General features: G+C 67.5%; 27 protein-coding genes. 16 read left to right on the forward strand and 11 right to left on the reverse strand.

Features of this window, described 5'->3' with window-relative positions; translation table 11 throughout:
- The first annotated feature begins 12 nt into the window (after window positions 1-12).
- The 6 genes from ACFVMC_RS24205 (at window position 13) to ACFVMC_RS24230 (ending at window position 5146) form a co-directional block, all read left to right on the forward strand.
- A complete protein-coding gene (locus ACFVMC_RS24205; protein WP_379213734.1) occupies window positions 13-1566 on the forward strand; it encodes an ATP-dependent DNA ligase in 1554 nt (517 codons plus the stop codon).
- 111 nt (window positions 1567-1677) lie between these two features.
- Window positions 1678-2925, forward strand: a complete 1248-nt coding sequence (locus tag ACFVMC_RS24210) for a lipase family protein (protein ID WP_379213735.1) — start codon at window positions 1678-1680, stop codon at window positions 2923-2925.
- Window positions 2926-3018: 93 nt separating this feature from the next.
- Complete coding sequence (locus tag ACFVMC_RS24215; protein WP_379213737.1) at window positions 3019-4239, forward strand: anion permease; 1221 nt, start codon at window positions 3019-3021, stop codon at window positions 4237-4239.
- Between the two features lie 2 nt (window positions 4240-4241).
- Entirely contained in the window at window positions 4242-4514 is a 273-nt protein-coding gene (locus tag ACFVMC_RS24220; protein WP_379213739.1) for a hypothetical protein, read from the forward strand.
- A 10-nt stretch (window positions 4515-4524) separates the two neighbouring features.
- Window positions 4525-4857 (forward strand): DUF3349 domain-containing protein, encoded by a 333-nt coding sequence (locus tag ACFVMC_RS24225; protein ID WP_379213741.1) that lies wholly within the window; start codon window positions 4525-4527, stop codon window positions 4855-4857.
- Window position 4858: 1 nt separating this feature from the next.
- Window positions 4859-5146 (forward strand): DUF3349 domain-containing protein, encoded by a 288-nt coding sequence (locus ACFVMC_RS24230; RefSeq protein WP_379213743.1) that lies wholly within the window; start codon window positions 4859-4861, stop codon window positions 5144-5146.
- Here the strand turns inward: ACFVMC_RS24230 and ACFVMC_RS24235 are convergent.
- Window positions 5143-6969: an acyl-CoA dehydrogenase gene (locus tag ACFVMC_RS24235; RefSeq protein WP_379213745.1), complete on the reverse strand. Its 1827-nt coding sequence runs from the start codon at window positions 6967-6969 to the stop codon at window positions 5143-5145. The two genes, ACFVMC_RS24230 and ACFVMC_RS24235, sit on opposite strands and share 4 nt — an antisense overlap.
- Window positions 6970-7670: 701 nt before the next feature.
- Complete coding sequence (locus ACFVMC_RS24240) at window positions 7671-8549, reverse strand: nuclease-related domain-containing protein (RefSeq protein ID WP_379213747.1); 879 nt, start codon at window positions 8547-8549, stop codon at window positions 7671-7673.
- Window positions 8550-8687: 138 nt separating this feature from the next.
- On the opposite strand from ACFVMC_RS24240, the gene ACFVMC_RS24245 reads away from it, so the two are divergent.
- Complete coding sequence (locus tag ACFVMC_RS24245) at window positions 8688-9224, forward strand: carboxymuconolactone decarboxylase family protein (RefSeq protein ID WP_379213749.1); 537 nt, start codon at window positions 8688-8690, stop codon at window positions 9222-9224.
- Window positions 9225-9226: 2 nt separating this feature from the next.
- Here ACFVMC_RS24245 and ACFVMC_RS24250 read toward each other — a convergent pair whose 3' ends face one another.
- A complete protein-coding gene (locus ACFVMC_RS24250; RefSeq protein WP_379213751.1) occupies window positions 9227-9988 on the reverse strand; it encodes a TetR/AcrR family transcriptional regulator in 762 nt (253 codons plus the stop codon).
- A gap of 128 nt (window positions 9989-10116) precedes the next feature.
- Between ACFVMC_RS24250 and ACFVMC_RS24255 the strand changes: the two genes are divergently transcribed.
- The gene (locus ACFVMC_RS24255; RefSeq protein WP_379213753.1) at window positions 10117-10494 is read left to right on the forward strand and encodes a VOC family protein; all 378 of its coding nucleotides are present in this window, start codon (window positions 10117-10119) and stop codon (window positions 10492-10494) included.
- Between the two features lie 4 nt (window positions 10495-10498).
- Here ACFVMC_RS24255 and ACFVMC_RS24260 read toward each other — a convergent pair whose 3' ends face one another.
- Window positions 10499-11350, reverse strand: a complete 852-nt coding sequence (locus tag ACFVMC_RS24260) for an SDR family oxidoreductase (RefSeq protein ID WP_379213754.1) — start codon at window positions 11348-11350, stop codon at window positions 10499-10501.
- Between the two features lie 98 nt (window positions 11351-11448).
- Here ACFVMC_RS24260 and ACFVMC_RS24265 point away from each other — a divergent pair, with 98 nt between their 5' ends.
- A complete protein-coding gene (locus ACFVMC_RS24265) occupies window positions 11449-11838 on the forward strand; it encodes a winged helix-turn-helix transcriptional regulator (RefSeq protein ID WP_379213756.1) in 390 nt (129 codons plus the stop codon).
- Between the two features lie 28 nt (window positions 11839-11866).
- A complete protein-coding gene (locus ACFVMC_RS24270; protein WP_379213758.1) occupies window positions 11867-12286 on the forward strand; it encodes a PPOX class F420-dependent oxidoreductase in 420 nt (139 codons plus the stop codon).
- On the opposite strand, the gene ACFVMC_RS24275 is transcribed toward ACFVMC_RS24270, so the two are convergent.
- Both ACFVMC_RS24275 and lpdA read right to left on the reverse strand, forming a co-directional pair.
- Window positions 12279-12974, reverse strand: a complete 696-nt coding sequence (locus ACFVMC_RS24275; RefSeq protein WP_379213760.1) for a polysaccharide deacetylase family protein — start codon at window positions 12972-12974, stop codon at window positions 12279-12281. The genes ACFVMC_RS24270 and ACFVMC_RS24275 overlap by 8 nt on opposite strands.
- A gap of 225 nt (window positions 12975-13199) precedes the next feature.
- Window positions 13200-14603 carry a dihydrolipoyl dehydrogenase gene (gene lpdA, locus ACFVMC_RS24280; RefSeq protein ID WP_379213762.1) on the reverse strand — a complete coding sequence of 468 codons (1404 nt, stop codon included), beginning with the start codon at window positions 14601-14603 and terminating at the stop codon, window positions 13200-13202.
- Window positions 14604-14756: 153 nt separating this feature from the next.
- On the opposite strand from lpdA, the gene ACFVMC_RS24285 reads away from it, so the two are divergent.
- Both ACFVMC_RS24285 and ACFVMC_RS24290 read left to right on the forward strand, forming a co-directional pair.
- Window positions 14757-15839: an AraC family transcriptional regulator ligand-binding domain-containing protein gene (locus tag ACFVMC_RS24285; protein ID WP_379213764.1), complete on the forward strand. Its 1083-nt coding sequence runs from the start codon at window positions 14757-14759 to the stop codon at window positions 15837-15839.
- Window positions 15840-16005: 166 nt separating this feature from the next.
- Entirely contained in the window at window positions 16006-17022 is a 1017-nt protein-coding gene (locus ACFVMC_RS24290; RefSeq protein WP_379213765.1) for an NADP-dependent oxidoreductase, read from the forward strand.
- A gap of 4 nt (window positions 17023-17026) precedes the next feature.
- Here ACFVMC_RS24290 and ACFVMC_RS24295 read toward each other — a convergent pair whose 3' ends face one another.
- The 3 genes from ACFVMC_RS24295 to ACFVMC_RS24305 form a co-directional block, all read right to left on the reverse strand.
- On the reverse strand, window positions 17027-18007 hold the full coding sequence (locus tag ACFVMC_RS24295; protein WP_379213767.1) for a dipeptidase: 981 nt from the start codon (window positions 18005-18007) through the stop codon (window positions 17027-17029).
- 145 nt (window positions 18008-18152) lie between these two features.
- Complete coding sequence (locus ACFVMC_RS24300) at window positions 18153-19346, reverse strand: RNA-guided endonuclease InsQ/TnpB family protein (RefSeq protein ID WP_379213769.1); 1194 nt, start codon at window positions 19344-19346, stop codon at window positions 18153-18155.
- A gap of 84 nt (window positions 19347-19430) precedes the next feature.
- Complete coding sequence (locus ACFVMC_RS24305) at window positions 19431-20417, reverse strand: SMP-30/gluconolactonase/LRE family protein (protein ID WP_379213771.1); 987 nt, start codon at window positions 20415-20417, stop codon at window positions 19431-19433.
- Between the two features lie 110 nt (window positions 20418-20527).
- On the opposite strand from ACFVMC_RS24305, the gene ACFVMC_RS24310 reads away from it, so the two are divergent.
- The gene (locus ACFVMC_RS24310; protein ID WP_379213773.1) at window positions 20528-20977 is read left to right on the forward strand and encodes a MarR family winged helix-turn-helix transcriptional regulator; all 450 of its coding nucleotides are present in this window, start codon (window positions 20528-20530) and stop codon (window positions 20975-20977) included.
- On the opposite strand, the gene ACFVMC_RS24315 is transcribed toward ACFVMC_RS24310, so the two are convergent.
- The gene (locus ACFVMC_RS24315) at window positions 20974-21780 is read right to left on the reverse strand and encodes a DUF6585 family protein (protein ID WP_379213775.1); all 807 of its coding nucleotides are present in this window, start codon (window positions 21778-21780) and stop codon (window positions 20974-20976) included. The genes ACFVMC_RS24310 and ACFVMC_RS24315 overlap by 4 nt on opposite strands.
- Before the next feature lie 492 nt (window positions 21781-22272).
- Here ACFVMC_RS24315 and ACFVMC_RS24320 point away from each other — a divergent pair, with 492 nt between their 5' ends.
- A complete protein-coding gene (locus ACFVMC_RS24320) occupies window positions 22273-22905 on the forward strand; it encodes a TetR/AcrR family transcriptional regulator (RefSeq protein ID WP_379213777.1) in 633 nt (210 codons plus the stop codon).
- Between the two features lie 31 nt (window positions 22906-22936).
- A complete protein-coding gene (locus tag ACFVMC_RS24325; RefSeq protein ID WP_379213779.1) occupies window positions 22937-23797 on the forward strand; it encodes an alpha/beta fold hydrolase in 861 nt (286 codons plus the stop codon).
- A 9-nt stretch (window positions 23798-23806) separates the two neighbouring features.
- Here the strand turns inward: ACFVMC_RS24325 and ACFVMC_RS24330 are convergent, their stop codons facing one another.
- Window positions 23807-25849: a prolyl oligopeptidase family protein gene (locus tag ACFVMC_RS24330; RefSeq protein WP_379213781.1), complete on the reverse strand. Its 2043-nt coding sequence runs from the start codon at window positions 25847-25849 to the stop codon at window positions 23807-23809.
- A gap of 40 nt (window positions 25850-25889) precedes the next feature.
- On the opposite strand from ACFVMC_RS24330, the gene ACFVMC_RS24335 reads away from it, so the two are divergent.
- Entirely contained in the window at window positions 25890-26525 is a 636-nt protein-coding gene (locus ACFVMC_RS24335; RefSeq protein WP_379213783.1) for a DUF3558 domain-containing protein, read from the forward strand.
- Window positions 26526-26538 lie beyond the last annotated feature (13 nt).

Here is a 26538-nt window from a genome sequence, read left to right on the forward strand (position 1 = left end):
TACCGTCGTTGCGTGCTGTTCTCGGATGTCGTCCAGGCTTCGGAGACCGTTCGCGCCACCCGGTCCCGGAAAACGAAAATCACCACCCTGTCCACGCTGCTGGCCGCCGCCGCGGTGACCGAGCTGGCGCCGGTGGTGGCATGGTTGTCCGGTGAGCTGCGGCAGGGCCGCATCGGCACCGGCTGGCGCACGCTCACCGCGCTCGACAACAGCCCGGCACCCGTTGCCGCGCTTACTGTTTCAGCGGTCGACGCGGCCTTCAGCGAGCTGGCCGGTGTCTCCGGCAGCGGCTCGGCCAACCGGCGCCGCGAGCTGCTGACGGCCCTGTGGAGCTCGGCCACCGCCGAGGAGCAGGGGTTCCTGCTCCGCCTGCTCGCCGGGGAGATCCGCCAGGGCGCGCTGGCCGCCATCGTGGCCGAGGCGGTCGCGGCGGCCGCCGACGTCCCGGTCGAGCTGGTGCGCCGCGCGCACATGCTGTCCGGGCAGCTGCCGGTCACCGCTGCCGCCGCGCTCGCGGGCGGCGCCGACGCCCTGCGCGAATTCCGGCTGGAGGTGGGCCGCCCGATCCAGCCGATGCTGGCCGCGCCGGGCGCCTCGCTGGACGAGGTACTCACCGAATTCGAGGGCGAGGTGTCGGTCGAGCACAAGATGGACGGCGCGCGGATCCAGGTGCATCGCCAGGACGAGCGGGTCTGGGTATTCACCCGCACCCTGCGCGATATCACCGACCGGGTACCCGAACTGGTGGCCCTGGTCCGCAAGCTGGATTGCACCAGTGTCGTCCTCGACGGCGAGACCTTGGCGCTCACCGATTCCGGCCGGCCGCGACCGTTCCAGGAGACAATGAGCCGCTTCGCCACCTCGGTGGTGGCCACGCCGCCGCCCGCGCCCGAACCGGCCGCGGCGACATCGACCGAAGAGGTGCTCCTGCACCCGTACTTCTTCGACTGTCTGCACCTCGACGGCACCGACCTGCTCGACGCACCGCTGGCCCGGCGGCGCGCCGCGCTCACCAGCGTGGCCTCCGAATACAGCATCCCGGCGCTGATCCGCCCCGATGCCGAGGCGGCCGCCGAGTACTTCGACGGTGTCCTGGCCTCCGGTCACGAGGGCGTCATGATCAAATCGCTGAGCGCGCCGTACGCGGCGGGCCGTCGCGGGCGCGCCTGGCAGAAGATCAAACCGACCCACACTCTCGATCTGATCGTGCTGGGCGCCGAATGGGGCTACGGCCGCCGCACCGGCTACCTGTCGAATCTGCACCTGGGCGCCCGCGACCCGAGCACCGGCGAACCGGTCATGGTCGGCAAGACCTTCAAGGGCCTGACCGACGCCCTACTCGGCTGGCAGACCGCCGAATTCCCGCGCCACGAACGCACCCGCGACGAGCACACCGTCTACCTCTGGCCGGAGCTGGTCGTGGAGATCGCCCTGGACGGCGTCCAGGTGAGCCCCCGCTACCCCGGCGGCGTAGCCCTGCGCTTCGCCCGAGTGGTGCGCTACCGCCCCGACAAACGCCCCGCCGACGCCGACACCATCGATACGGTGCGCGCGCTTTTGCCCTGAGGGGTGTGCCTACCTTTCGGTGCGCTTCCGCGGAAAGGCGTGGTCGATGCGCCAGACTGGTCGCCGATCGAGTCCGGTACGCGTTCGGAACGGGGTGTCTCGGTAGTGCGGATGTGGTGGCGGAAGGCGGCCCGTAGCGCCGCTGTGGTGGTGGTCGTGCTGTGTGTCGGCGGCGGTGCGGGCGCCGAGGCGGTGCCGCTGGAGGATCTGCTGACCAGACCCGTGGTCCGGGATCCGGCGACAGCGATGCCGACACCGCTGGGCGATTCGTTCTATCAGCCGCCGCCCGGATTCGAGGACACCGCGCCGGGCACCGTGCTCGCGAGCAGAGTCGGCGGGATCGGCCTCACGCTGACCCCGGTGACCTCCACCGAACTGCTGATCCGTTCCACCGACAGCAAGGACAGACCGGTCGCGGTCGTCGCCACGCTGCTGGTACCGCAGGCGCCGTGGCCCGGGCCGGGCCCGCGGCCGGTGGTCGCGTTCAATGTCGCGATCGACTCGCTCGGCCACACCTGCGCACCGTCCTATCAGCTCCGCAGCGGTCCCTCCGCGGACCTGATGGCGGCCCAGATTCCCCTGGCCAAGAATTACGCCGTGCTGGTGACCGATCATCAGGGCCCGAGACAGGCCTACGCCGCCGGGCGAATGGCGGGACACGCGGTACTCGATTCGCTGCGCGGCGCGGTCGGCCACCCGGAGCTGGGCCTGCGGCCCGATTCCCCCGCCGTGGTCACCGGCTATTCCGGTGGGGCCATCGCCTCCGGCTGGGCGGCGCAGCTGGCCCCGGACTACGCACCGGAACTCGAGCTCGTCGGCGCCGTATTCGGCGGTGTCCCAGCCGACTTCGAACTCCTGCTGCACACCATGAACGGCCGCAATGCCGCCGCCGGTGTGTTCCTCGCCGCCGCCCTCGGGGTGGCCCGCGAGTACCCGGACATGATGTGGATGTTCAACGACAACGGATGGCGGCTGGCGCAGAACTTCAAGAACCTGTGCTTCCCCGGGGAGGCCGCGCTCGGCGCGGTCATGCCGGTGCCCGCGGAGCTGCTGACCGATGCGCCCGACCCGCTCGCCGATCCGGTGGTCCAGCGGATGCTGGCCGACAATCGGATGGGCGCGACCGCGCCCCGGGTGCCGGTGTACCTCTATCACGGAACGCACGAGCTGTGGATTCCGCTCGAAGGCGCCCAGCGCCTCTACGACGACTGGTGCGCGCACGGGGTCCAGGTGCAATTCGATGTCTATCCGGGTGAGCACATCGTCGCCGGAGCGTTGGCGATCCCGGAGGCCAATGCCTGGATCGATCGGATGCTCGCGGGGAACGGCCCGAACGACTGTGCGAAATCATGGCGTTGAACGTGTGGCCGTCCACCGTAGCGCAGACCGATCCGGACCCGACATGCGGCAACCGCGTGGCAATTCGGACAGCCCGTACGGGACACTGAACACGTGACCGCCGAATTACTGGTTCTCGTGATCGTCATCGTCACGGCACTCGCTTTCGATTTCACCAATGGCTTCCACGACACGGCCAACGCGATGGCCACCTCCATCGCCACCGGGGCGCTGCGCCCGCGGATCGCGGTCGCGGTGTCGGCGGTGCTGAACCTGATCGGCGCGTTCCTGTCGGTCGCGGTCGCCGCGACGGTGGCCAAGGGGATCGTCCAGCTCGACGCCGTACATGGACAGGACCTCCTGCGGATCGTGTTCGCGGGCTTGGTCGGCGGCATTCTGTGGAACCTGCTCACCTGGTTGTTCGGGCTGCCGTCCAGCTCGTCGCACGCGCTGTTCGGCGGGTTGATCGGCGCCACCATCGCCTCGCTCGGCTGGGGCGGAGTCATCTGGTCCGGCGCCTCGCAGGGCGTGCTCACCAAGATCGTGCTGCCCGCGGTGCTGGCGCCGATCGTGGCCGCGCTGGTCTCGGCCATCGGCACCCGCGCGGTCTACCGGATCACCCGCGGCGCCGACCAGGAACGGGTCACCACCGGGTTCCGCTGGGGGCAGATCGGTTCGGCCTCGCTGGTCTCGCTGGCGCACGGCACCAACGACGCGCAGAAGACGATGGGCGTCATCTTCCTGGCGCTGGTCGCGCACGGCACCCTGACCAAGGACGCCGAGATGCCGCTGTGGGTGATGGCCGCCTGTGCCGTGGCCATCGCCGCGGGCACCTATCTCGGTGGGTGGCGGATCATCCGCACCCTCGGCAAGGGACTGGTCGAGATCGACTCACCGCAGGGCCTGGCCGCCGAATCCGCTTCGGCCGCGATCATTCTCACCTCGGCGCACTTCGGTCTGCCGCTGTCCACCACGCAGACCGCCACCGGGTCCATCCTGGGTAGCGGGCTCGGCAAGGGCGCCGAGGTGCGCTGGGGTGTGATGGGCCGGATGGTGGTGGCCTGGCTGCTGACCCTGCCGCTGGCCGGCGTGGCGGGCGCGATCTGCTGGGCCATCGCGCATCTTGTTGGCGGGCTGGCCGGTGTGCTGGTGGTGTTCGCGATCCTGATCGCGCTGTCGGTGCTGATGTGGCTGCGGTCGCGGCGCAATCCGGTCGATACGACCAATGTCAACGAGTGGCCGAGCGCGACCGAGCCGGTCACGGTCGCCGAGGTGGAGACCAAGGTGATCACGTCCTCCGAACTGCCCTCGGGCAGGTCTTCGGGGAAGGAGTAGGCATGCACACGCTCACCACCAATCTGAAAGCGCTGTGGGATGTGACGGTGGCGGCGCTGATCCTGGGCGCGGGGCTGCCGATCGTCTTCGCGTTCGGGGTGCGGCTGTGGTCCTCGGCCGCTACCGGCGATACGACCGGACGCAGGTATCCGGCGCTGGCCGGCGCCTGGGCCTGTTTCGCGGTGGTGCTCGCCGCGATCGTCGCCGGGATTCTCTACACCGCGAAAGCCTTCCTCGCGGCCAAGTTCGGCATTCACGTCTTCGGACAGGGCTGAAGGGCGAACCATGACCGATCATCAGCAGACCCCGCGCCAGAAACTGCTCGCTCGCGTTGTCGGCTGGCTGCGCGCCGGTTATCCACAGGGCGTTCCGCAGTCCGACTATGTCGCCCTGTTCGCGGTGCTGCACCGCCACCTGACCGATTTCGAGGTCGCCGCGATCGCCGAAGAGCTGGTGGCCGACCGCAATCCGGAGTCCGAGATCAGTCACGCCGATATCGAGACCGCGATCTCCCGGGTGGCGCTGGAACAGCCCGATCCGCAGGATGTCGCCCGGGTCGCCTCCCATCTCGCCGCGGGCGGCTGGCCACTGGCCACCCCGCTCACCGAGTCGGACTGACATGCCGCCGTTCCTGCACGCCATCATCGACTGGCTGCGCGCCGGCTACCCCGACGGCGTCCCGGAATCCGACTACATCCCGCTGCTGGCCCTGCTCCGCCGTCGCCTCTCCGACGACGAGGTCCGCCTCGTCGCCACCGAACTGAGCACCGCGGGTGACCTGCCCGCCGATAAGACCGACATTCAGGTCATGATCACCAAGATCACCAACGAGATGCCGTCCGAGTCCGATGTCGAACGCGTCCAGTCCCGCCTCGGCACCCGCGCCTGGCCCACCCCCGACCGTTAGAAAGCCGCCTCCGGGAGGGCCATGATGTCGTTGTCGAGGGTGGCGAGGATGGCGCTGGTGGCGGTCAGTTCGGGGAGGATGTTCTTGGCGAAGAAGGACGCGACCGCGACTTTGCCCTGGTAGAACGGGATGTCCTTGTCGGAGGCGCCGGCGGCGAGGGCGGTGGCGGCGATTTCGGCCTGGACCAGCAGGCGCCAGGCGATGAGCAGGTCGCCGACCGCGAGCAGGAAGCGGACGGAGCCGAGGCCGACCTTGTAGAGCTCGGCCGGGTCCTGCTGGGCGGCCATCACGTGGCCGGTGAGCGTGGCGGCCATGGCGGACACATCGGCCTGTGCGGTGGCGAGCAGACCGCGTTCGGTGTCGAAGCGGCCGGTCCTGGCGTCCAGGAAGGCGGTGATCCGGCCGTTGAGGTGCGCCAGGGCGGCGCCCTTGTCGCGAATGATCTTGCGGAAGAAGAAGTCCTGCGCCTGGATGGCGGTGGTGCCCTCGTACAGCGAGTCGATCTTGGCATCGCGGATGTACTGCTCGATCGGATAGTCCTGGAGATAGCCGGAGCCACCGAAGGTCTGCAGCGATTCGGTCAGGTACTGGTAGGCCCGCTCGGAACCGACGCCCTTGACGATCGGCAGCAGCAGATCGTCCACGCGGTGTGCCAGATCGGCATCCGCGCCCGAGACGAGTTGCGCCACATCGGCGTTCTGGTGCGCGGCGGTGTAGAGGTAGATCGCGCGCAGACCCTCGGCGTAGGCCTTCTGCAACGCCAGCGAACGGCGCACGTCCGGGTGGTGGGTGATGGTGACGCGGGGCGCGGCCTTGTCGGCCATCTGGGTGAGATCGGCACCCTGCACCCGAGTCTTGGCGTACTCCAAGGCATTCAGATAGCCCGTGGACAGCGTTCCGGTGGATTTGATGCCGACCACCATGCGCGCGTTCTCGATCACCTGGAACATCTGCGCGATCCCGTTGTGCACCTCGCCGACCAGCCAGCCCTTGGCCGGTACCGCGCCACCGAAGGTGAGCTCGCAGGTCGGCGAGGACTTCAGGCCCATCTTGTGTTCGACGCCGGTGACGTAGACACCGTTGCGGTCGCCCAATTCCAAGGTCTCGGAGTCGAACAGGAATTTCGGCACGTAGAACAGCGACAGCCCCTTGGTGCCGGGCCCGGCGCCCTCGGGCCGGGCCAGCACCAGATGGAAGACGTTCTCGGCCGTGTCACCGACGTCGGCGCCGGAGATGAACCGTTTCACGCCTTCGATATGCCAGGTGCCGTCCTCCTGCTGGACGGCCTTGGTGCGCCCGGCCCCAACATCGGAGCCGGCGTCGGGCTCGGTGAGCACCATGGTGCCCTGCCAGCCGCGCTCGTATCCGGCTGTGGCCCAATGCTTCTGCTCCTCGGTGCCGACGGTGAACAGCACCGCCGACATGACCGGGCCCATAGTGAAGAAGCTCGCCGAGGGGTTGGCGCAGGTGATCATCTCCTGGATCGCCCAGACGACGGCGGCGGGCGCGGCGGTGCCGCCCATGCCCTCGGGCAGGCCGAGGCGGCTCCAGTCGGCGGTACGCACGGCTTCGACGGTCTTGTGCAGCGGCTCGGGTACGGAGATCGAGTAGGTGGCCGGGTCGAAGGTGACGGGCTCACGATCGGCGGGGACGAAGGATTCGGCGATCGGCCCCTCGGCCAGCCGCTTCACCTCCGCGATGATCTCGCGAACGGTGTCGGAGTCGAGATCGCCGTAGGCGCCGGTGTCGAGAAGCTTGTCCAGTTCGAGTACCTCGAAGAGGTTGAACTCGAGATCGCGTGCGTTCGCCTTGTAGTGACCCACCGTGGTCCTCCCTGACTCACTCGTGGCCCCGGCGGCCACCGATTCGGGGTTCTGACGTCGTACAAAACGAAGACTGCCGTACCACTGTCGAGCTACGCAACCGTAGGCGAAACGCTACGAGAGCGTAGGTTCCCGCGCCGGAAGCCGGGACCCGTGAGGCAACTGTTACATTCACGACAGAATCGGGTCGGCGCATTTACTCGACGCCGACCCGATCCATTTCACCGTTCAGCGAAAAAGGCGCATTCGGGCCAATTTCGCATAATTATCAATCCGTGCGGCCAAGGAAGCCGTAGCCGCCACGATCGGGCTCGCACGGCCCGAACACATAGCCGTGCGCGATAACCAGGCCACGCCGGTATTCACACTCCGACTTGGTGGGGAACCACCATCTACCATTGTCGTACTCCGGCGGATTCGCGGACGCCGCACCCGCGGCCCCGATCAGAATTCCGGCGGTAGCCAGGAACACAGCAGCTCTTGCAATCATTGATACCTCCGATAATTTCGAATGGGAATCGACCGGATCGGCGCCCGTTGTCGCCCGGAATTCAGCGCCATCGGAATTGGCTGGAACCCCCTATCGAAATCAACTCCCCAGTCACAGGAAACCCTACTCCACAATGGCGCGCAGAACACTGACAGAAAATGGCAGAGCATTTAACACGCAGGTAATAATGAGCGGGTCGTGCGAAATCGAATCAGCAGTCGGTCTGGAACGGGTAGCAGTCGCGTGGAATGAAGGGGGGCGGGGAAGGGGTCACCGAGGTCGAGGAGGCGGGGGTCGGGTCGGGATGGGCGGAGCCGTCGACGAAGGTCGCGGCGACCACGCCGAACAGGACCAGGAGACCGACCACCGCGACGCCCAGGGCACTCCACGCCCCCGTCTGCTGGCCCCGGGTCCGCGGTCCGGGGGCCCGGGGCGGACGGACCGGTCTGGCGGCCGGGCGGCGGGTGACCAGTGGTGCCGGCTTCACCTCGTCGAAGCCGTCGGCCACCAGTTCGGCGCGGGTCGGCTCCGGTTTCGACTCCAGGATTCGCGCCGCCTGAATCACCCGGTCAACAGTCCAGTTTCGGGCACCCGCGGAGAAGCTCTCCAGATAGATACGAAGCTCGGTGGCATCGTCGGCATTGGCCACCACCACGTCCACACCGGGGCGGATCGCCGTGCGGGCCGGGCGCACCATGGCGCCGCGCTCGGGAACCAGCACCACCACACCGCAGACATCGCCGGGATCCTGCAGCGCCCGTTCGAGTTTCGCGCGCACCGCGTACACGCACTGCTCTAGTCGATCGACCGGATCGGTCTCACCGCCGTCGAGATCGACCGTCGCGTCACTGATCTGCCAGGGCCGTTCGGAAATGCTGAGAATACCGCTCTGGCGGCGGCGGAAACCGCGGATCTCGGCGACGGTGATGCCGCGCGGGGTCAGTACCACCGCGTCGATCTGGCGGGTGCCGTGCACGCCCACATGCACATCGACGGCGACGAACCCGGTGTTCGGATTGGCGCCCAGGCACTGGACGAACTCTTGTTCCGCCGCCGAGAGTTGTGCTCCCGGCCTGACTCTCACCAGCATCGCCTGTCCCCTGTCGAGCCCTACCGCCAGCTCCGATCATGCCCCTCCCCCGCGTCGCGCACCACCGAAAACCCGGAACCGGTACGCTCACCAGCGCTGGCCCAGACGGGCAGATCCCCACGCGAGAGGCGCACCGCGATGACCGAACCACGGATCGCTCCCGGTCGGGTCCGAGAGCTCGGACCTATCAATTGGGTTGTCTGGCAGGTCCTTTCCCGGGCGGCGGGCACCAGCGACGCGCACCTGTTCAGCACGCTCGGCCGCACCGGCGGGCTGTTCCGCGGCTGGCTGCACTACTCGGGCAAACTCATGCCGGGCGGGCGGCTGCCACGCCACGAAGCCGAGCTGGTGATCCTGCGGGTGGCGCACCTGCGCGCCTGCGAATACGAGATGGACCATCACATCCGGCTCGGGGCGAAAGCCGGAGTGACACCGGAGATCCTGGAGCGGGTGCGCACCGGTCCGGCCGCGCCGGGCTGGTCGGACAAGCATCGCGCCCTGCTCGCCGCCGTCGACCAGATCGTGGCCACCCGCGATCTGGACGACAGCACCTGGGCCGCGCTCGCCGCCCACTACGACGAGCGCCGCCTGATCGAGATCGTCCTGCTCACCAATCAGTACGAGGGCCTGGCGTCCTCGATCACCGCGCTGCGCATCCAGCGCGACGGTTTCTGAGCTCAGCGCTCGATCAGCAGCGTCTCCAAGCCGTCCAGAACCAGCGCGAGGCCGAATTCCCAAGCGTGCTCGGCACTGTAGGCCGCGTCGTGGGTCTGCCCGGCGGCCGCGCCGACCCGTGCGGCCAGCGGATAGCGCTCGGCGTCGAAGACCTGCTCGAGCAGCGGCGCGGCGCGTTGCCACCACTGGTGATCGGTGTCGGCGCTGTCCGCCGCGGCCCGCTCGGTATCGATGGCCACCCGTGCGACCGAGGTGACGAATCCGAGCAGATGGGTCAGCGTCGCGTCCATCTCCACGTCGGTCAGCCCGATCCGTTCGAAGGCCCGGAGTTCGTGGTCGTATTTCGCGGCCATCCCGGGGCCGAGCGGCGGCCGGGTGGTGGGCAGGTAGGCCACCCACGGATGCCGGCGCAGCAGCGCGCGGTTCGCCTCGGCGACGGCGGTGATCCGCCGTCGCCAGGTCAGCTCGGTCAGGTCGGCGCGGGGCATGCGCTGATAGACCGAGTCGAGCATGAGATCGATCAGTTCGGCTTTGCCGGGGACATAGGTGTAGGTCGCCATCGGGGTGAGCCCCAGTTTCGCCGCGACCGCGCGCATGGTCACGGCCTCCAGGCCCGCCTCGTCGGCGATCTCGACGGCGGCCGCGACCACGGCATCCACGCTACTGCGCTGTTTCGGCCCGCGCGCGGCCTTTCCCGGTACCCGCCACAGCAATTCGAGCGTGCGCGCGGGATCACCCGCACTACTGCGTTCCTTTACCGCCACATCGCCTCCTCCGGTGAAGCCTAGATCGTATCGATGTGACCCGAGTCATAGTGCAACCCCTCCAAAAATTCCATACAAAGTACAGCGTACTTCGTACAGAGATCGTTTGCCGAGCTAGAGGAGGCCGCATGACCATCACCGCATCCACCATCTCCCTCAATGTCGCCGACCCGACCGCCTCGGCGCGCTTCCTGGCCGACACGCTCGGCTTCACCGAGCAGATGTCGGCCGAGGGATTCGTCTCCCTCGCCCACCCCGACGCGGGCATGACCGTGGTCTTCCTGGCCGTCGGGCTGGCCTCGTTCAAGCCCGTCGACAAGGCCGGAGCGGCGGGCGAGGGACTGCTGGTCGCGTTCACCGTCGACAACATCGACGCGGAATACGAACGCCTGCGCGCCGCGGGCGTCTCGATCGTCACCCCGATCGAGACCGAGCCGTGGGGCGAGCGCTACTTCCAGATGGCCGATCCGAACGGGATCATCATCCAGCTGGTGCAGTGGGTGTGAGCGCTCACGCGAGCGCGGCGCGTATGACCACCGCCGCCGGGGTAGTCGGGCGTCCGAGCAGCTTGCGCAGGTCGCCGGAGTCGACATCGAGTACACCCCGGGCGATTCCGGCGTCGGCGTCGGCCAGCGCCCGAGCGTAGGCCGCGGGCAGGCCCGCGCCGGTCAGCGTGGCGGCGTAGTCGGATTCCGGCAGATCCTGGTAGCGCACCGGCTTGCCCGAGATCTCCGAGATCACCTGGGCCAGTTCGGCATAGGTGAGCGCGTCGTCGCCGCCGAGCTCGTAGACGCGGCCAGCGTGACCGTCCGTGGTGAGCACGCGAGCGGCCGCGGCGGCATAGTCGGCGCGCGCCGCCGCCGCCACCCGGCCGGTTCCCGCGGCGCCGTGCAGAACACCGGAGCCCACGGCGTGCGCGAGGCCACCGAGATAATTCTCCCAATACCAGCCGTTGCGCAGCAGCACATGCGGGACAGCGGATTTCGCGAGCACTGCCTCGGTGCCCGCGTGTTCCTGCGCGAGGATCAGCGGGTTCGCCGGACCACCCGGAATGCTGGTGTAGGCGAGCAGGCGCACACCCGCCCGTTCGGCGGCGCGAATGACGTTGGTGTGCTGGTCGACTCGCTTGCCGAACTCGTTGCCCGAGATCAGCAGCACGCGGTCGACACCGGTCAGCGCACGGTCCAGCGCGGCGGGGTCGTCATAGGACGCCTCGCGAATCTCGGCGCCCCGCGCGGCGAGATCGGCCACCTTGTTCCCATCGCGCGCGATCGCGACGACGGGCGTGGACCCCGCTTCCAGCAATGCCTCCACGACGAGACGGCCCAGCTGACCACTGGCTCCGGTGACTGCGACGGTCATGACTACCTCCGGTTCGGGTACTGATTCGATTGCACTAACTATTAGTAAGCACTATTCATTCCAGCAGTGCTCTAGTCAAGGCCGGTACCATCGCATTCATGAACACCCAGCGTCCCGAGACCGAAGACCCCACGCTGGAAGCCGACGTCTTCGCCCGGAACTGCACCTCACGCCCGGTTCTGCAGAATGTCGCCAGCCGGTGGGGCACCCTCGCCCTGGTCGCGCTGCGTGCCGGGCCGTACCGATTCAGCGCCCTGCGGCGCCGGGTCGAGGGCGTGAGCGAGCGCATGCTCTCGCAGACACTTCAGGGCCTGGAACGCGACGGCCTGGTGCACCGCGAGGTACACCAGGCGATCCCGCCCCGCGTCGAATACACCCTGACCGACCTCGGCGGCCAGGTCGCCGAACATCTCGAAGCCCTGATCCAGGTGCTCGAGCTGAACATGCCGCGCATCCGGGACGCCCAGGCGGCCTACCACCGGGACTGAATCCGGCCGGTCCGCGGTTGACTGTGATATGGATCTCTCCGACGCCGTCGACTTCGCCCGCACCGCCCGCCGATCCGTCCTCACCACCATCCGGCGCAACGGGCGACCGCAACTGTCCAATGTGCTGCACCTGGTCGGCGACGACGGGGTCATTCGCATCTCCATCACCGCCGACCGCGCCAAATACCACAATCTGCGCCGCGACCCGTGGGCCGCACTGCACGTCACCCGGGACGATTTCTTCGCCTACGCCGTGCTCGAAGGCACCGTCGAACTCACCCCGATCGCCGAGAACCCGGACGACGCCACCGTCGAAGCGCTGGTCGCCTACTACCGCGAGGCCACCGGCGAACACCCGGACTGGAACGAATACCGAAGGGCCATGGTCGAAGACCGTCGTGTGCTGGCCCGGTTCACCCCCGCCAACGCCTACGGCATGCTCAGCTGAGCAGCTTCGACACGGTGACGAATTCGTAGCCCCGCGACCGCAATTCGGTGACGATGCGCGGTATCGCGTCCAGCGACGCACCACCGAACATGACGTGCAGCAGGATGATCGACCCCGGCCGCACCCGGTCGACGGACTCCGCGACGATCTGCTCGGCGGTGGCGACCTTGCCGGAATCCGGTTCGACATCCCACATCACGGTGGTGCGATCGTGGTCGGCCAGATACTTCGGCAGCCCCCACAGCTTCTTGCCGTAGGGTGGGCGGAACGTAATCGGGCCCTGGTAACCGGTTTTCGTGATCTCGGCGTCGGTCCGCTCGACCTCGTCGCGCACCGTGCCCGAAGACACCAGGACCATCCGCCGGTGCGAGTAGGTGTGATTGCCGATCTCGTGCCCGGCCTGCGCGATGGCCCGGCCCGCCGCCGGATTCGCCGCCAGATCCCGGCCGTTCAGATAGAACGTCGCCGGAACCCCCGCCTCCGCAAGCACTCGCAATACCTCGGGCGTCCGGCCGGTCGGCCCGTCGTCGAGGGTCAGCGCCACCACCTTCGCATCGGTCTCGACCCGATGCACCAGCCGCCCGGCCAACTGATAGGTCCGCGAGTTCATCAGGTAATACCCGCCGACCACCAACACCACCAGGACCACCGCCCCGAGAGCCATCCCGATCAGCAACTTACGACGCACCGATCGTGTATACCAGCCACAAGCCGCACACCGAGAAGGACGCAGACCGGATCGCCGCTATTCGCTGAAGCCCAGCCGCCCACGGACTCGGACCGGGCAGCCGTTGCGGCGTTCGTCACGGCCATCCGGCAGGCAGAGGCCGAACGTTGCGACAGTGTCGCGTGACCGGAAACGACGAGACCCGGCGCGGATCGGGATTCGCGCCGGGTCTCGTCGAGATGCGGATCAGAAGTTGATCATGTGGCCCGCGAGGCCGTGGATCGCCTCCTGGAGGGCTTCGCTCAACGTCGGATGGGTGTGGACGTTGCGGGCGAGCTCGTTCACCGTGAGATCCCACTTCTGGGCCAGGGTCAGCTCCGGCAGCAGCTCGGAGACATCGGGCCCGATCAGGTGGCCGCCGATGAGTTCGCCGTACTTGTTGTCGGAGATCAGCTTCACGAAACCGGTCGGATCGCCCAGGCCGTGCGCCTTGCCGTTGGCGGTGAACGGGAAGGTCGCGACCTTCACGTCGTAGCCTTCGTCGCGGGCCTGCTGCTCGGTGAGACCGAAGCTGGCGACCTGCGGCTGGCAGAAGGTGGCACGCGGCATCATGCGGTAATCGCCCAGGGTGACCGTGTCGGCACCGGCGATCGTCTCGGCGGCCACCACACCCTGCGCCTCCGCGACGTGCGCGAGCTGGAGCTTCGCGGTCACGTCACCGATGGCGAAGATGTTCGGCACATTGGTGCGCATGTAGTCGTCGATCGCGATGGCGCCGCGGTCGGTCAGCTGCACGCCGGTGTTCTCCAGGCCGTAACCCTCGACTCGAGGCGCGAAACCGACGGCCTGCAACACCTTGTCGACGGTGACCGTCTCGACATTGCCGGTCTTGTTGTCCTTGATCTGGACCGTGACCTTGGAACCATCGTCATCGATGGACTGCACTGCCGCGCCGGTGCTGATCGTGATGCCGAGCTTCTTGTACGCCTTGGTGATCTCCTTGGAGACATCGGCGTCCTCGTTCGGCAGCGCGCGATCCAGGAACTCCACGATGCGCACGTCGACGCCGTAGTTCTTCAGGACGTACCCGAACTCCATGCCGATCGCGCCCGCGCCGACGATGAGGATCGAACCCGGCAGATCCCGGGTCAGGATCTGCTCCTCGTAGGTGACGACGTTCTGACTGAGCTGCGTGCCCGGCAGCAGCTTGGTGACGGTGCCCGCCGCGATGATCACATTGTCGAACGTGATGGTCTCGGTGCCGCCCTTGGACAGCTCGACCGCCAGGGTGTTGGCGTCGACGAAGCTGCCCTTACCGTCGAACTCGTCGATCTTGTTCTTCTTCATCAGGAAGTGGACGCCCTTGACGCGGCCGTCCGCCACCTTGCGACTGCGGTCGAACGCGGCGCCGAAGTCGAACTTCGCCTCCCCGCTGATGCCGAAGGTCTTGGCCTCCTTGGTGAAGATATGGGCCAGTTCGGCGTTGCGCAGCAGTGCCTTGGACGGGATGCAGCCCACGTTCAGGCACACGCCACCCCAGTATTTCTGCTCGACAATCGCTGTTCGCAGGCCGAGTTGAGCGGCACGAATCGCGGCGACATATCCGCCGGGACCAGCGCCGAGAACGACGACATCGTAGTGGGAAGTCACGCCCCCGAGCCTAACTCCGCCGTGGAAGGTTGGCCTACCCGTCCCCCCGCAAATAACCCCTCGACCCGTGCCGACCTGGCGGCCCGGCCTGCCGAACACTATGAACAATCGCCGGACCTGCGGTGGCCGTGCCGAAATCGATACGCTGGGCCGGTGGTACCGGAGGGCTCGAGCGCCAAGACGCTCGCACTGGATCTGACCGACAGCACCGCCTCCACCCAGCTGATCCGGTTGGTCCGCGATGCCGCCCGCGACGCCGGGGTGGGCGCGGATCGGCTCGCCGCCATCCACGGCACCGACGACGCGGCCCTGTCCGGCGAGCTCACCCGGATCCCGCTGCGGTCGCTCGCCCAGCTGTGGGAGGCGCTGGCCACCGCGCATCCAGATCCGGGCGCGGGTCTGCGGGTGGCCGCCGCCGCACCACTCGGCACGCTGACCACCTGGGATTATCTGATCACCAACGGGCCGACGCTGAGTGCCGCGCTGCGTGCGGCGCAGCCCTACCATCGGCTGGTCACCGCGGCGGCGGAAGGCTTCGACCTGACCGAGGACGGTGCGCTCACCGTCGGATTCCGCACCACCGTGGGCGATCCGGTCGTGAGCGCCGCGATCAACGAGTACGTGCTCGCCTACTACCTGCGGCGCGCCCGCGAAGCCACCGAACGTGCGGTGCGGCCGGTCCGGGTCACCTTCGGGCACCGGGCGCCGCGCACGCACCGCCTGCTGGTGGACACCTTCGGGACGGACGCGATCGAATTCGACGCACCTGCCGACAGCATCACTTTCGCCGCCGGCGACGCCAATGCCGCACTGCCGCACGCCGATCCGATGCTGGCGGATCTGTTGCGCAGTCACGCCGACCTGGTGCTGGCGGCGGCCCGGCCACTACCGAGCCCGCTGGAAGCGTTTCGCCTGGCACTGGCCGCCGAACTCGCCGAACGCACACCGACGCTCGTCACGGTCGCGCGGCGAATGGCCATGAGTCCGCGCACGCTACAGCGGCACCTGGCCGAACACGACACCACCTGGCGGCAGGAGTACGACGCCGTGCGCTACGAACGAGCGAAAGCCCTACTCGCCCACGGTGATCTGACGACCGCCGCGATCGCCACCCGCCTCGGCTTCGCCGACGACCGCGCCCTGCGCAAGGCCTACCATCGCTGGACCGGCGGCACACCGCGAGATCGCGCCGGTCATCTGGACGCCACGGCGCGCCCTGGCGAAATCAGCGTGTGATCGTCGGCCCTCGGGCGGCGCGCTGCCATCCGAGTTCGGCCCACGATGTGGCGCGTTCGGACCGGTGTGTGGCGTCTGCGGACCTCGTCGCGAATCGCCGCCGCCCATAGCGTCGTTCGTGCCGGATCGAATGGTCCGGCACCGGCCACGACGAACAGGCTGTGCCATGTCGAACACGCTTCCCACCACGTCCCGCGAGATCCAGCTGGCCGCCCGGCCGACGGGCGCGCCCACCGCCGAGCACTTCGCCCTGGTCGAGCGGGAGCTGCCCGCGCCGGCCGAGGGCCAGATCCTGGTGCGCAACACCTGGATGTCGGTCGACCCGTACATGCGCGGGCGGATGGACGACCGCCCGTCCTACATTCCGCCGTTCCAGGTGGGCGCGGCGCTCGAGGGTTCGGCCGTCGGCGAGGTCGTCGCTTCCCGCGCCGCCGCAATCCCGGTCGGCGCGACAGTTTCGCATTTCGCCGGGTGGCGCGAGTACGCGGTGCTCGACGCCGCGACCGCCACCCCGATCGATACCGAACTGGCCGCGCCGCAGCACTACCTGGGCGCGCTCGGCACCACCGGGCTCACCGCCTACGCGGCGCTCACCGATGTCGCACCGGTCCGGCCGGGCGACACCGTGTTCATCTCCGCGGCCGCGGGCGCGGTCGGCAGCGTGGCCGGGCAGCTCGCCCGGACGCTGGGCGCGGGCCGGGTCGTCGGCTCGGCCGGCGGCTCCGCGAAAACGGCTCTGCTGCTGGAGGAATTCGGATTCGACGCCGCGATCGACTACCGCGCGGGCGACCTGGCCGGTCAGCTCGCGACGGCCGCGCCGGACGGTATCGACGTCTACCTCGACAGTGTCGGCGGCGAGCAACTGCGGGTCGCCGTGCAGGCATTGCGCCAGCACGGCCGCGTCGCCCTGGTCGGCGCGATCAGCGGATACAACGGCGCCACCGGCGCGGCCGGGCCGGATCTGTTCCTGGCCGCGACCAAGGAGGCGACACTGTGCGGCATGCTGGTGAACAGCTACTTCCCGATCTTCGGCGAGTACATCGGCAAGGCCGCGGGCTGGCTGGCCGACGGCAGCCTGCGCACCAGGGAAACCGTCTACACGGGCCTCGACCAAGCGCCGGCGGCCTTCCTGGGCGTGCTGTCGGGCGCGAACACCGGCAAGATGCTGGTCCGCCTGGGCTGATCGCTCAGTCCCGCCACACCTGCTCGGCGATGCGCGCGAAATTGCCGCCGAAGACCGCGGCGCGGTCGGCAGCGGAGAAGCCCCGGTCGGCGAGTACCTCGTCCAGGCCGGGGACTTCGGCGTAGCCGAACAGGTCCTCGGGCGAAGTCCATTGCAGCGGGCCATATTTGGTGTAGTCGGCGGAGAAGTTCTCCGGGTGGGCCAGGATTTCGGCATTGAATTCGGCGTTGTCGAACGAATAGTCCGAGCCGATCCCGATGTGCTCGATGCCCACCAGCTCGGCGCCGTACTCGATATGCCGCGCCATGGCCGCCACCCGTTCCGCGCGTTCGCCGACGGCATTGTGCCCCAGGAAGATTCCCACGCCATTGATCCCGATGACGCCGCCGGTGCGAGCGCACTCCAGCGCCTGCTCATCGGTGATATTGCGCGGATGCGCCCACAGCGCGGCGAAATTGGAGTGGCTGTAGATGGTGGGCGCCGTGGACAACTCGGCCATCTCCAGGCCGCTGCGCCGCGAACAGTGCGAGCCGTCCACGAACATGCCGACCTCGTTGAGCCGGCGCACCACCTCCCGCCCGTACCCGGTGAGACCGGTGTCCTCGGCGTCGAGGCAGCCGCAGCCCGCCGCGTTGGCGTGGTTGTAGGTGGTGGCCATGGAACGCACGCCGAGTTCGTAGAACATCTCGACATTGCCGAGGTCGCCGCCGAGCGGGCCGGAGTCCTCCAGATCGAAGGCGAGCGCGATCGATTCGCCGCCGGACTCGGCGATATCCCGGAACCGCCGCACCAGCCGGAAGCGGCCGTCGTCGAGCGCGTCCTTGCGGAACAGCTCCGCCATCGCCACCGCGTCCGCGGTCGACTGCGGCGCGTACCCGATGTTCACCGACAGATACGAGCCGACCGGGAACCGGGTCAGCTCGCGCACCCGTGCCGAGGGCAGCAGCGGCAGACAACAATGCTGTTCCCACACGAAGGGTGGCACTGGTTCTCCTGTTCGTCGCCAGGCACCGGGCTAGTGTGCGCCATGCGTCGCCCATTCTCTCGCTACGCCGCGCTGGCGGCGTTTGCCACGCTGTCCGCTATGTGGATCAGTTGAGTCCTCCCGGCACAAGGCCGGGATTCCTGGCTCATGCTGCCGGTACGCTCGGCGAGCGTTCAGGTCTTCCGCAATCGACACCAGCAGGGGCGAAACCAGCCCTGTTCACCATGACTCCCGCGGAGTTCTTGTCTCGTGGTGAGAAGAACCCGCAACTCTCACAAACGTAGTTTCGTTCAGACAGCGGTAGGCGATGCTTGGCTCTCGCACCACACAACCGGCAATCCATCGTCGTGAAGACCGGATTCACCAGAACTACCTTCCGGCCATGTTTGCGCGCCATCTCGAGCAACGCGGCTTTCGTTGCACCGATGGCCGCGTCAGCGGACTTCCGGGCCATCGTAGATTTGGCGAGGAACTTCGGTTTGAAGTCCTCCACCGCAATCTGGTCGAACTCCCGGACCACGGCTTTCGCCCATTTGCGAGCGGTGTCACGGCGTTGCCGCGAGACCTTCTTGTGCAGCTTCGCCGTCTGAAGCTTCGCGCTCCGATAGCCACGTGAACTCGATTGTCCAGCTGTAGGTTTACGCCGCGCCATCATCCGCTGATAGCGAGCAAGTTTACTCGCGGCCCTCTTGCCATGAAGCGGGTGCGGTAGGTCGTGGGCATCGCTGGTGGTGGTAGCGATTTCCCTTACACCCCAATCGATTCCGATAGTCTGCTCAGTCGCTACCAGCGGCTGCGCCATCGCGGGGATAACGAACGAGCAATACCAGTGTCCGATGCGGTCACGATAGACACGCACCGAGGAAGGAGCACCGATAAACGGCCGTGACCACACCGGCCGCACAACGAGCCCGCCAGCGAGATGTAACCGGCCGTCCTTCACGCGAAAGCCACGACGCGAATAGTTGAGCGATGGTGCGGCAAGGCCCTTCTTCTTCAGACGCGGCATACCTGCCCGACGCCGTTGCGGCACGCGGTCTTTGATGTCTTTCAACGCCTTCGCGCGAGAGCGACCGAAGTCGCGAATGATTTGTTGCTGAGGCACGGAGGCTCCAGCACGCAGCCATTCCCGCTCCGATCGCCAGCCGGTGAGCTTCTTGTCCAAGGCAGCCGGGCCGATCTTCTCACTACGCTGGTGCGCGACACGGGACTCGACAACGCACTGGTTCCAAACCCACCGGCAGCGATCCCATTCCACGCTGAGCGCTGTCCGGGCAGAGGCCGAGAGACGAATGCGGTAGGTGTACCGCATCCGCCCCGCCTCCGCCGCATCGCTCATGCGTTCGATGCTATCGGGAATATCGACTCGGCTTCCGCGCAAATGCATTCGGGAATTTACTCTTTTCGCTTACGAACCAGCCACTCAGATACCGTCGACCGCAAGGACGCTGAACGGCCCCGGAGTACCGGGCCCCATCGGCCCGCCCTTGTCGAATTGGGACGCCGCGACCAGAGCCTTGTCTCCGACGTAAACCATGGTCGTCGGGATGGACAGGGCGGCGTCGGTGAGTACGGCCTCGCGGGTGGCGGTGCCGTAGTCGTCGGACAGGGTCCACCGGGTCAGGGTGTTGGTGCGGTTGTGGACAACTCGCAGTGTGGTGCCGGACAGGTCGAGTCCGTCGCCGTTCTGTGCGTCTCCGCCCCGCAAGCTCACCTTGTGGATGGGTGTGGATGAATTCGGCGTGAGCGCAACGCGGTACAGCTCGCCGGTCGGCATGTCGACGACGAGCAGGTACTTGCCGCTCGGGTCGGCGACGATCCCGTTCAGGCCGAATCCGCCGGCTGCCCGTGCGGCGAGGGTCGAGCTCAGATCGAAAGCCGTTGGCAGTTCGGCGGTTCCGCCCTTGGTGACCTGGTCCGGTGTCACCCGGTAGATCAGTGACCGTATCGAATCGGTGAGGTAGGCGGTGCCGTCGGGGGTGATCGCGAGGTCGTTGACGAAACGCGGTTCGGCTCCGGGCACGGTGAAGGTGGCGAGCAGGGCGCGAGTTCCGGTGTCGTACACCGAGACTCCCTTGGTGGAGTCGGTGACCCAGAGCCGTCCGGCCTGGTCGACCTTCAGCCCGTTGGCGGTCGTGCGCCCGTCGGCGCCTTCGGGCAGGAAGACCTCGGCGCGCGTGGCGCCCGCCGCGGCGCGGTAGATGGCACCGGTTGTGTAGGAGCCGACGTAGGTGGCGCCGGTGCGGGCGTCGGCGGCGATGCCCTCGGGGTAGACGCGGTCGCCGGGCAGTTCGTAGGCCGTGCTGATGCGCGGTGCGGTGGTGGTGTCGGTGTCGGAGCCGCCGCAGGCGGTGAGCGCGGTGGCGGCGGCGATGACGGTGGTCGCGGCGATGGGACGCAGCAGGTTCATGTCGAGCCCTCTATCGAATGAAGTCACATCGAATTACGAGGACGAAGATAGATTAGAGTTCTAATGTTCGTCAAGAGTCTAATGAAATGACGAACGGATACCATGCGTGTATGACGTCCATGCCCGCCGCCGAGCGACTCGGTTCCTATCTCAAGCGCGCGGAGCAGGCGATGGCCGCGGCCAAGTCGGCCGCGCTCAAACCGGCCGGCCTGACCGTCGCGCAGTACGCCGCCCTGCTCCACCTCGCGGAGCACCCCGGTATCTCCGCGGCCGCGCTGGCCCGGCTGTGCGGCGTCACGCCGCCCACGATGAACACCGTGCTCGGGAATCTTCAGGACCGCGACCTGATCGAGCGCACGCCGCACGAATGGCACCGCAACGTGCTGGAGATCCGCCTGACGGAGGCGGGCGCGGCGGTCATGAAGGACGCCGACCAGCGCGCCATCCATGTGGAGCGCACGGCGGCGGCGGAATTCACCGCGGCGGAGCTGAAGACATTGCGCGCCTTGCTGACCCGGTGTGCGGACCGCTTCGATTCGATCCGGCCGGACCAGGATTAGGCGGGTTCGGTCACCCGGAGCCGTTCGGCGAGTTCGTTGAAGATGTAGAAGTTGGGGATCGAGGCCACCGCGACCAACGAGATCCACCGCCCGTCGACTTTGATCCGAACCAGTCCGCTGCGCGCGTCGATCAGCTGGATCCGCTCCCACCGGTAGCTGGCGCCGCGGAAGGTCAGCGCGTCCAGGTTCAGCGCGAGATCGCCGAACTGCACGGTTTCCTCGTTGTCGATGGCCGTGACCGCGCCCGGCAACTGGGTGGCGGTGATCGCCGACTGGATCGTCTTACCCCACTCGCGCCCGTTGCTGAACAGGGTGTCGTCGAAGACGGCGTGTGCACCCGGGCCGGTCATCTCGAAGGCGTACTCGGTCACCGAGCTGGTCTGGAACGGGATCACCCGCTGTTTGACCTGTGCGGTGTCCCAGCGGAATCCGGCGACGCGCTCACCCGAGCGGTACACGGTCACGCCGAAGTCGAACAGGTCGAGCCGGGCGGCCCGATGCTGCCGGTTGCTACGGGCACGCCAGGCCGCGGGCAGGGCCGGGAGCAGGGCGAGGAGCAGGGCGGCGGCGCCACCGGCGGCCGCGCCGACTGCCACGCAGATGACGCCGAGCACCACGCAGCACCCGATCACGATGCCGCAGCCGCGCACGAAGGTATCGCTCACGGGTGCGGGCAGATACGTCTGACGGTGCGCGCCGAGTTTCTGGTACTCGGCCATCAGGTGGATCAGCTGAGACAGCGGTACCGTGCGTCCGTCATCGGTCTCGCCCGTATCCTGTTCCAGGGTGTTCGGAGTGGCCATGGTCCCTCCACGAGGCGGTTTTCCGCGCGAAGCGTATGCCACGCGAGCCCGACCCGCCACCGCGACCCCGGGCGACCCGCCGTAGTTGGCGGCGAAAGTCAGGGCGTGGTGGCCTCGAAACGACGGTAGTGGAATCGAATTCGCGTTCTGTAGCTTCGATTCGGAGATGCCCGATCCGGAAGCTGCGCGCGCGCACGAGGATTCGACAGGGGCCCGCGAACCAACCCGGCAAACTTCGCGTTTCAGGGGTACCGGTCTGTCCGAAAAAAGTTCTAGAGTTTCCCTTCAAAATCGCCCACGAGCGGGGAGTGCCTCGGTATCGTCCGAGTCGGCAAACAGCCAGTGACAGCGGAGTGGCGGCCGTAAGATCGGAGTCGTTGGATGGCAGATAAATTCCCGCCAACTTCCGGCTAACGCGCGGTCGGCCGGACGTTGAACCGAAGGCCCCGATCCATGACGAGGGGATCGGGGCCTTCGGTATTGTCTGCCCCAATGTCACAGGATGCGAATACGGGACGAATGTATGCCGGGCAACCCGTAGAGGACCGGCAACGTCAGCGGCGTGCGCGTTTTCTGGAGTCGGGCCTCACGGTCTTCGCACGCGACGGCTACGCCAATAGTTCGGTGGGCGCTATCTGCAAGGACGCCGGGCTCTCCTCGCGCCAGTTCTACGAGGAGTTCACCGGCCGCGAATCCCTCCTACTCGAGCTGTACGAGCAGATCGACCGGGAGTCGCGCGAGGCGGTCACCGCCGCTCTGGACAAGAAGTCAGAAGCGGGCGCGCTGGAGATCATCGACGCGGCCGTGCGCGCCTACGTCGAGGCGATCGGCGCCGACCCGCGCAAGGCCCGGGTGGCTCTGGTCGAGGTGGTCGGCGCCGGACCCAAGGTGGAGAAGTACCGGCTGGAACTGCGCCGGGTCTGGGGTTCGCTGCTGGCCGGCGCCGCCGAGGATGCCGCCATGCACGGCGAAATCCCCACGGGTGACTACGAGATGCGCGTGCTGGCCATTATCGGCGCGGTCAACTACGTGGTCGATTCGTGGAGCGGCGCCGATCCCCGGCCGCCGCTCGACGATGTGATCCGCGTGCTCAGCCGGGTGATCATGGGTGCCGTCGGCGCCTAGTTCGGCGGTACCGGCGGTAACGTTGCCCGGTATGGAAACGGTTCCCATTCAGGTTCCGGACGGCAGCACCATTCCGGTGCGCCTGTTCCCGGCCACGGGCGCGCACCGCCACCCGGTGACGCCGGATGCGCCCCGCCCGGTCGTCGTGCTCGTGCCCGGATTGGGTGTTCCGGGTGGGTATTACGAGTATTTCGCGGGTCAGCTGGCCGGTCGCGGCTTCGATGTCGCGATCGGCGAACTGCGCGGCAACGGTGACAGCCGGCCCAGGCCCAGCGCGTCGAGCAGCTACGGCTATCACGAATTGGCCGCGGTGGATTTCCCGGCCATGCTCGAGGTGGTGCGGACCCGATTCCCGTCCAGCACCCCGTATCTGCTCGGACACAGCATGGGCGGCCAGCTCGCCGTGCTCTACGCCTCGCGGGTGCGCGGACGGCTCGGCGGACTCATCCTGGTCGCCTCCGGCACCCCTTACCACCGCGGCTATCCGGGTGTGTTCGGCCCGGGCATCCTGGTCGGCACGACCGCCGCCTCGCTGACCGCCGCGGTGACCGGTTTCTGGCCCGGCGATCGAATCACGGTGGGCGGCTTCGGCCGCCAGTCCAAGGTGCTGATCGCGGATTGGGCCCGGCTGGCCCGCACCGGCCGGTTCCGTCCGGTCGACGCCGACATCGATTACGAGGAGCGGATCGGGCGGCTGCGGCTGCCGGTCCTGTCGATCACCATGGCCGGTGACGACCTCACGCCGCGCCGCTCGGCCACCCACCTGCTGTCGAAGCTGCCGAAAGCCGAGGTGACCGAATGGCATCAACCGGACCGGCTGGGCCACAACGGCTGGATCACCGATCCCGCAAGCACTCTCGACCGGATCGAGAAGTGGCTGCGCGATCGGTGATCCCCCGACTCAGCGAGACTTGTTGCCTTCGAACAGCATCTGCGTGAAGAACTCGTAGATCAGTGCCGCCTGGAAGGCCGACTGCTTGTTGTCGGCCGCGCCGCCGTGCCCGCCCTCGATGTTCTCGTGGTACCAGAACGTGTGGCCCTGCTCCTCCAGCAGCGCGGCCATCTTCCGGGCGTGGCCGGGGTGGACACGATCGTCGCGGGTGGAGGTGGTGAGCAGGATCGGCGGGTAGGTCGCGTCGGCCCGGACGTTCTGATACGGCGAGTACTTGCCGATGTACTCCCATTCCTCCGGCTTGTCCGGGTCGCCGTATTCGGCGATCCAGGACGCGCCGGCCAGCAGCAGGTGGTAGCGCTTCATGTCCAGCAGCGGCACCTGGCAGACGATGGCCCCGAACAGCTCCGGGTACCGGGTCAGCATGACGCCCATCAGCAGGCCGCCGTTGCTGCCGCCCACCGCGCCGAGCTGCTCGGGGGTGGTGATGCCGCGGGCCACCAGGTCGCGGGCGACGGCGGCGAAGTCCTGGAATGCCTTGTACCGATTGGCCTTCTGCACCTGGGTGTGCCATTCGGGGCCGTATTCGCCGCCGCCGCGGATATTGGTCATCACCCAGGTGCCGCCGCGCTCCAGCCAGCCCATGCCGGACGCACCGCTGTAGGCGGGGGTGCGGGAGACCTCGAAGCCGCCGTACCCGGACATCACCGTGGGGCCGGGCGTGCTCTTGCGATCACGGTGGCGCAGGACGAAATAGGGCACCATGGTGCCGTCGTCGGAGCGGGCGAAGAACTGATCGGTCTCGATGCCGTCGGCGTCGAAGTACGCGGTCTCCTGCTTGAGCCGCGTGGTCGCGCCCCCCACGGAACTGGCCAGCAGCGTGGTCGGGGTGGTGAAACCGCTTGTCGTCAACATGAATTCGTCGCCGCTCTCGAGCGGGTCGAGATTGGTGACGCCGGTGGTGGCCATCGGCGGGGTATCGGCCAGCGGGCGGCGGGTCCAGCCGTCGGCGCCCGGGGTGAGCACGTAGAGCTTGGTCTGCACGTCCTCCAGGGTGCTGAGGATCATGTAGTTCTCGGTCCAGCCGTAGCCGTGCAGCGCGGTGTGCGCGTCGGGGGCGAACAGGACCTCGAATTCTCGTGCACCGGAGAGGAACTTCTCGAAATCGTTGGCCAGCAGCGCGCCCGCCGGATAGCTGCGGCCGCCGATGTCCCAAGCCGATTTCAGAGTGATGGTCAGCCAATCCTTGTACCAGGACAGGTCGGAGTCGGTGGGCACGTCCAGATGCCGCAGGCCGCCGTCCTTTTCGAGCAGGTAGACCTGTTCGTTGAAGAAGTCCGTGGCGCGCGCGAGGTAGTGACGTTCGTAGCCCGGGGTGCGGTCGTAGCCCGCGACGACCGAGACGTCGCCGGACTCGCCTTCGAAAACGGTTTCGGCGGAGGATAATTCGGTGCCGCGCCGCCAGCGCTTGGCCACGCGCGGATAGCCGGAATCGGTGAGCGAGCCGGGGCCGAAATCGGTGCCGACGTAGACGCTGTCGAGATCGATCCAGCTCAGCCGGGATTTCGCCTCCGGCAGGTAGTAGCCGCCCGCCTCGGGCGCGATGAACTCCCGGGTCTCCAGGTCGAATTCCCGGACCACCTTGGCATCGGCGCCACCGCGGGACAGGCTGATCAGCGCGCGGTTCTGCGCGGGGCGTAACACATTGGCGCCCGCCCACACCCAGTTCTCGTCCTCCGCGGCGGCCAGCGCGTCCACGTCGATCAGCACATCCCAGGCCGGGGCGGATTTGGCGTACTCCTCGAAGGTGGTGCGCCGCCACAGTCCCTTCGGGTGCTCGGCATCGCGCCAGAAGTTGTACAGCCATTTCCCCCGGCGGCCCGGGTAGGCCACCTTGGCGTCGTCGTCGAGCATGTCCAGAATCCGGCGCTCGAGCGCGCCGAACCGGTCGGCGGCGGCGAAACGCTCCGCCACCACGCCGTTATGGGCTCGGGCCCAGTCCAGCGCCCGCTCGTCGGTGACCTCTTCCAGCCAGAGGTATGGATCGCTCATAGCTGTCATTGTGCCTGGACGTCCGGCTGACCCTGAAGCCATGTATCTCACGAAACCACAAACCACAAACAAGGCGCTATCCGCAGCACTGCTGTGGCACCGCCGCTCTGATAGCGTCGACACCACGAGTCGATGCAGGCGGGAGAGGGTGGGGATGTCGCACCGAATCAAGATTTCGCTCATCGCAGCACTGGTCGCGACAGCGGCAGCCGCATGCGGGACAACGAAAGGTGGAAGCCCAACCCCCAGCACCGCTCCGGTTACATTGTGGAATCCGTGCACTGAGATCAGTGATGAAGACCTGCGCGCCGCCGGCCTCCGCCCAGAGACCGAGGAGACCGGGATCGGCGGGGTCCGCCAGGACGGTATGGAGATCTGCGCCTGGCGTGGCAAGAACTTCTTCATGAACGTCTACTCCGTGAAACGATCGGCTCGAGAGGTCGAGACCAGGGAGGGGAACATCGAATTCGAGGACGTACAAATCGCGGGCCGGACAGGACGGCAGTTTCGGGTCCAGGGCACCAACAAGGATCTGACCTGTGATGTGGTCTTCTCCGCAGCTCAGGGTGCGTTCGAACTGTCAGTACTGAACAACTATGGACGGAGCGACCTCGAAGACCCATGCGTGGTGCTACAGCGAGTTGGGAATTCGCTCGTTCCACTGCTGCCAAGTTGATAAAACCATTGGG

The sequence above is a fragment of the Nocardia sp. NPDC127579 genome (genome assembly GCF_042672005.1).
Lineage (GTDB): Bacteria > Actinomycetota > Actinomycetes > Mycobacteriales > Mycobacteriaceae > Nocardia.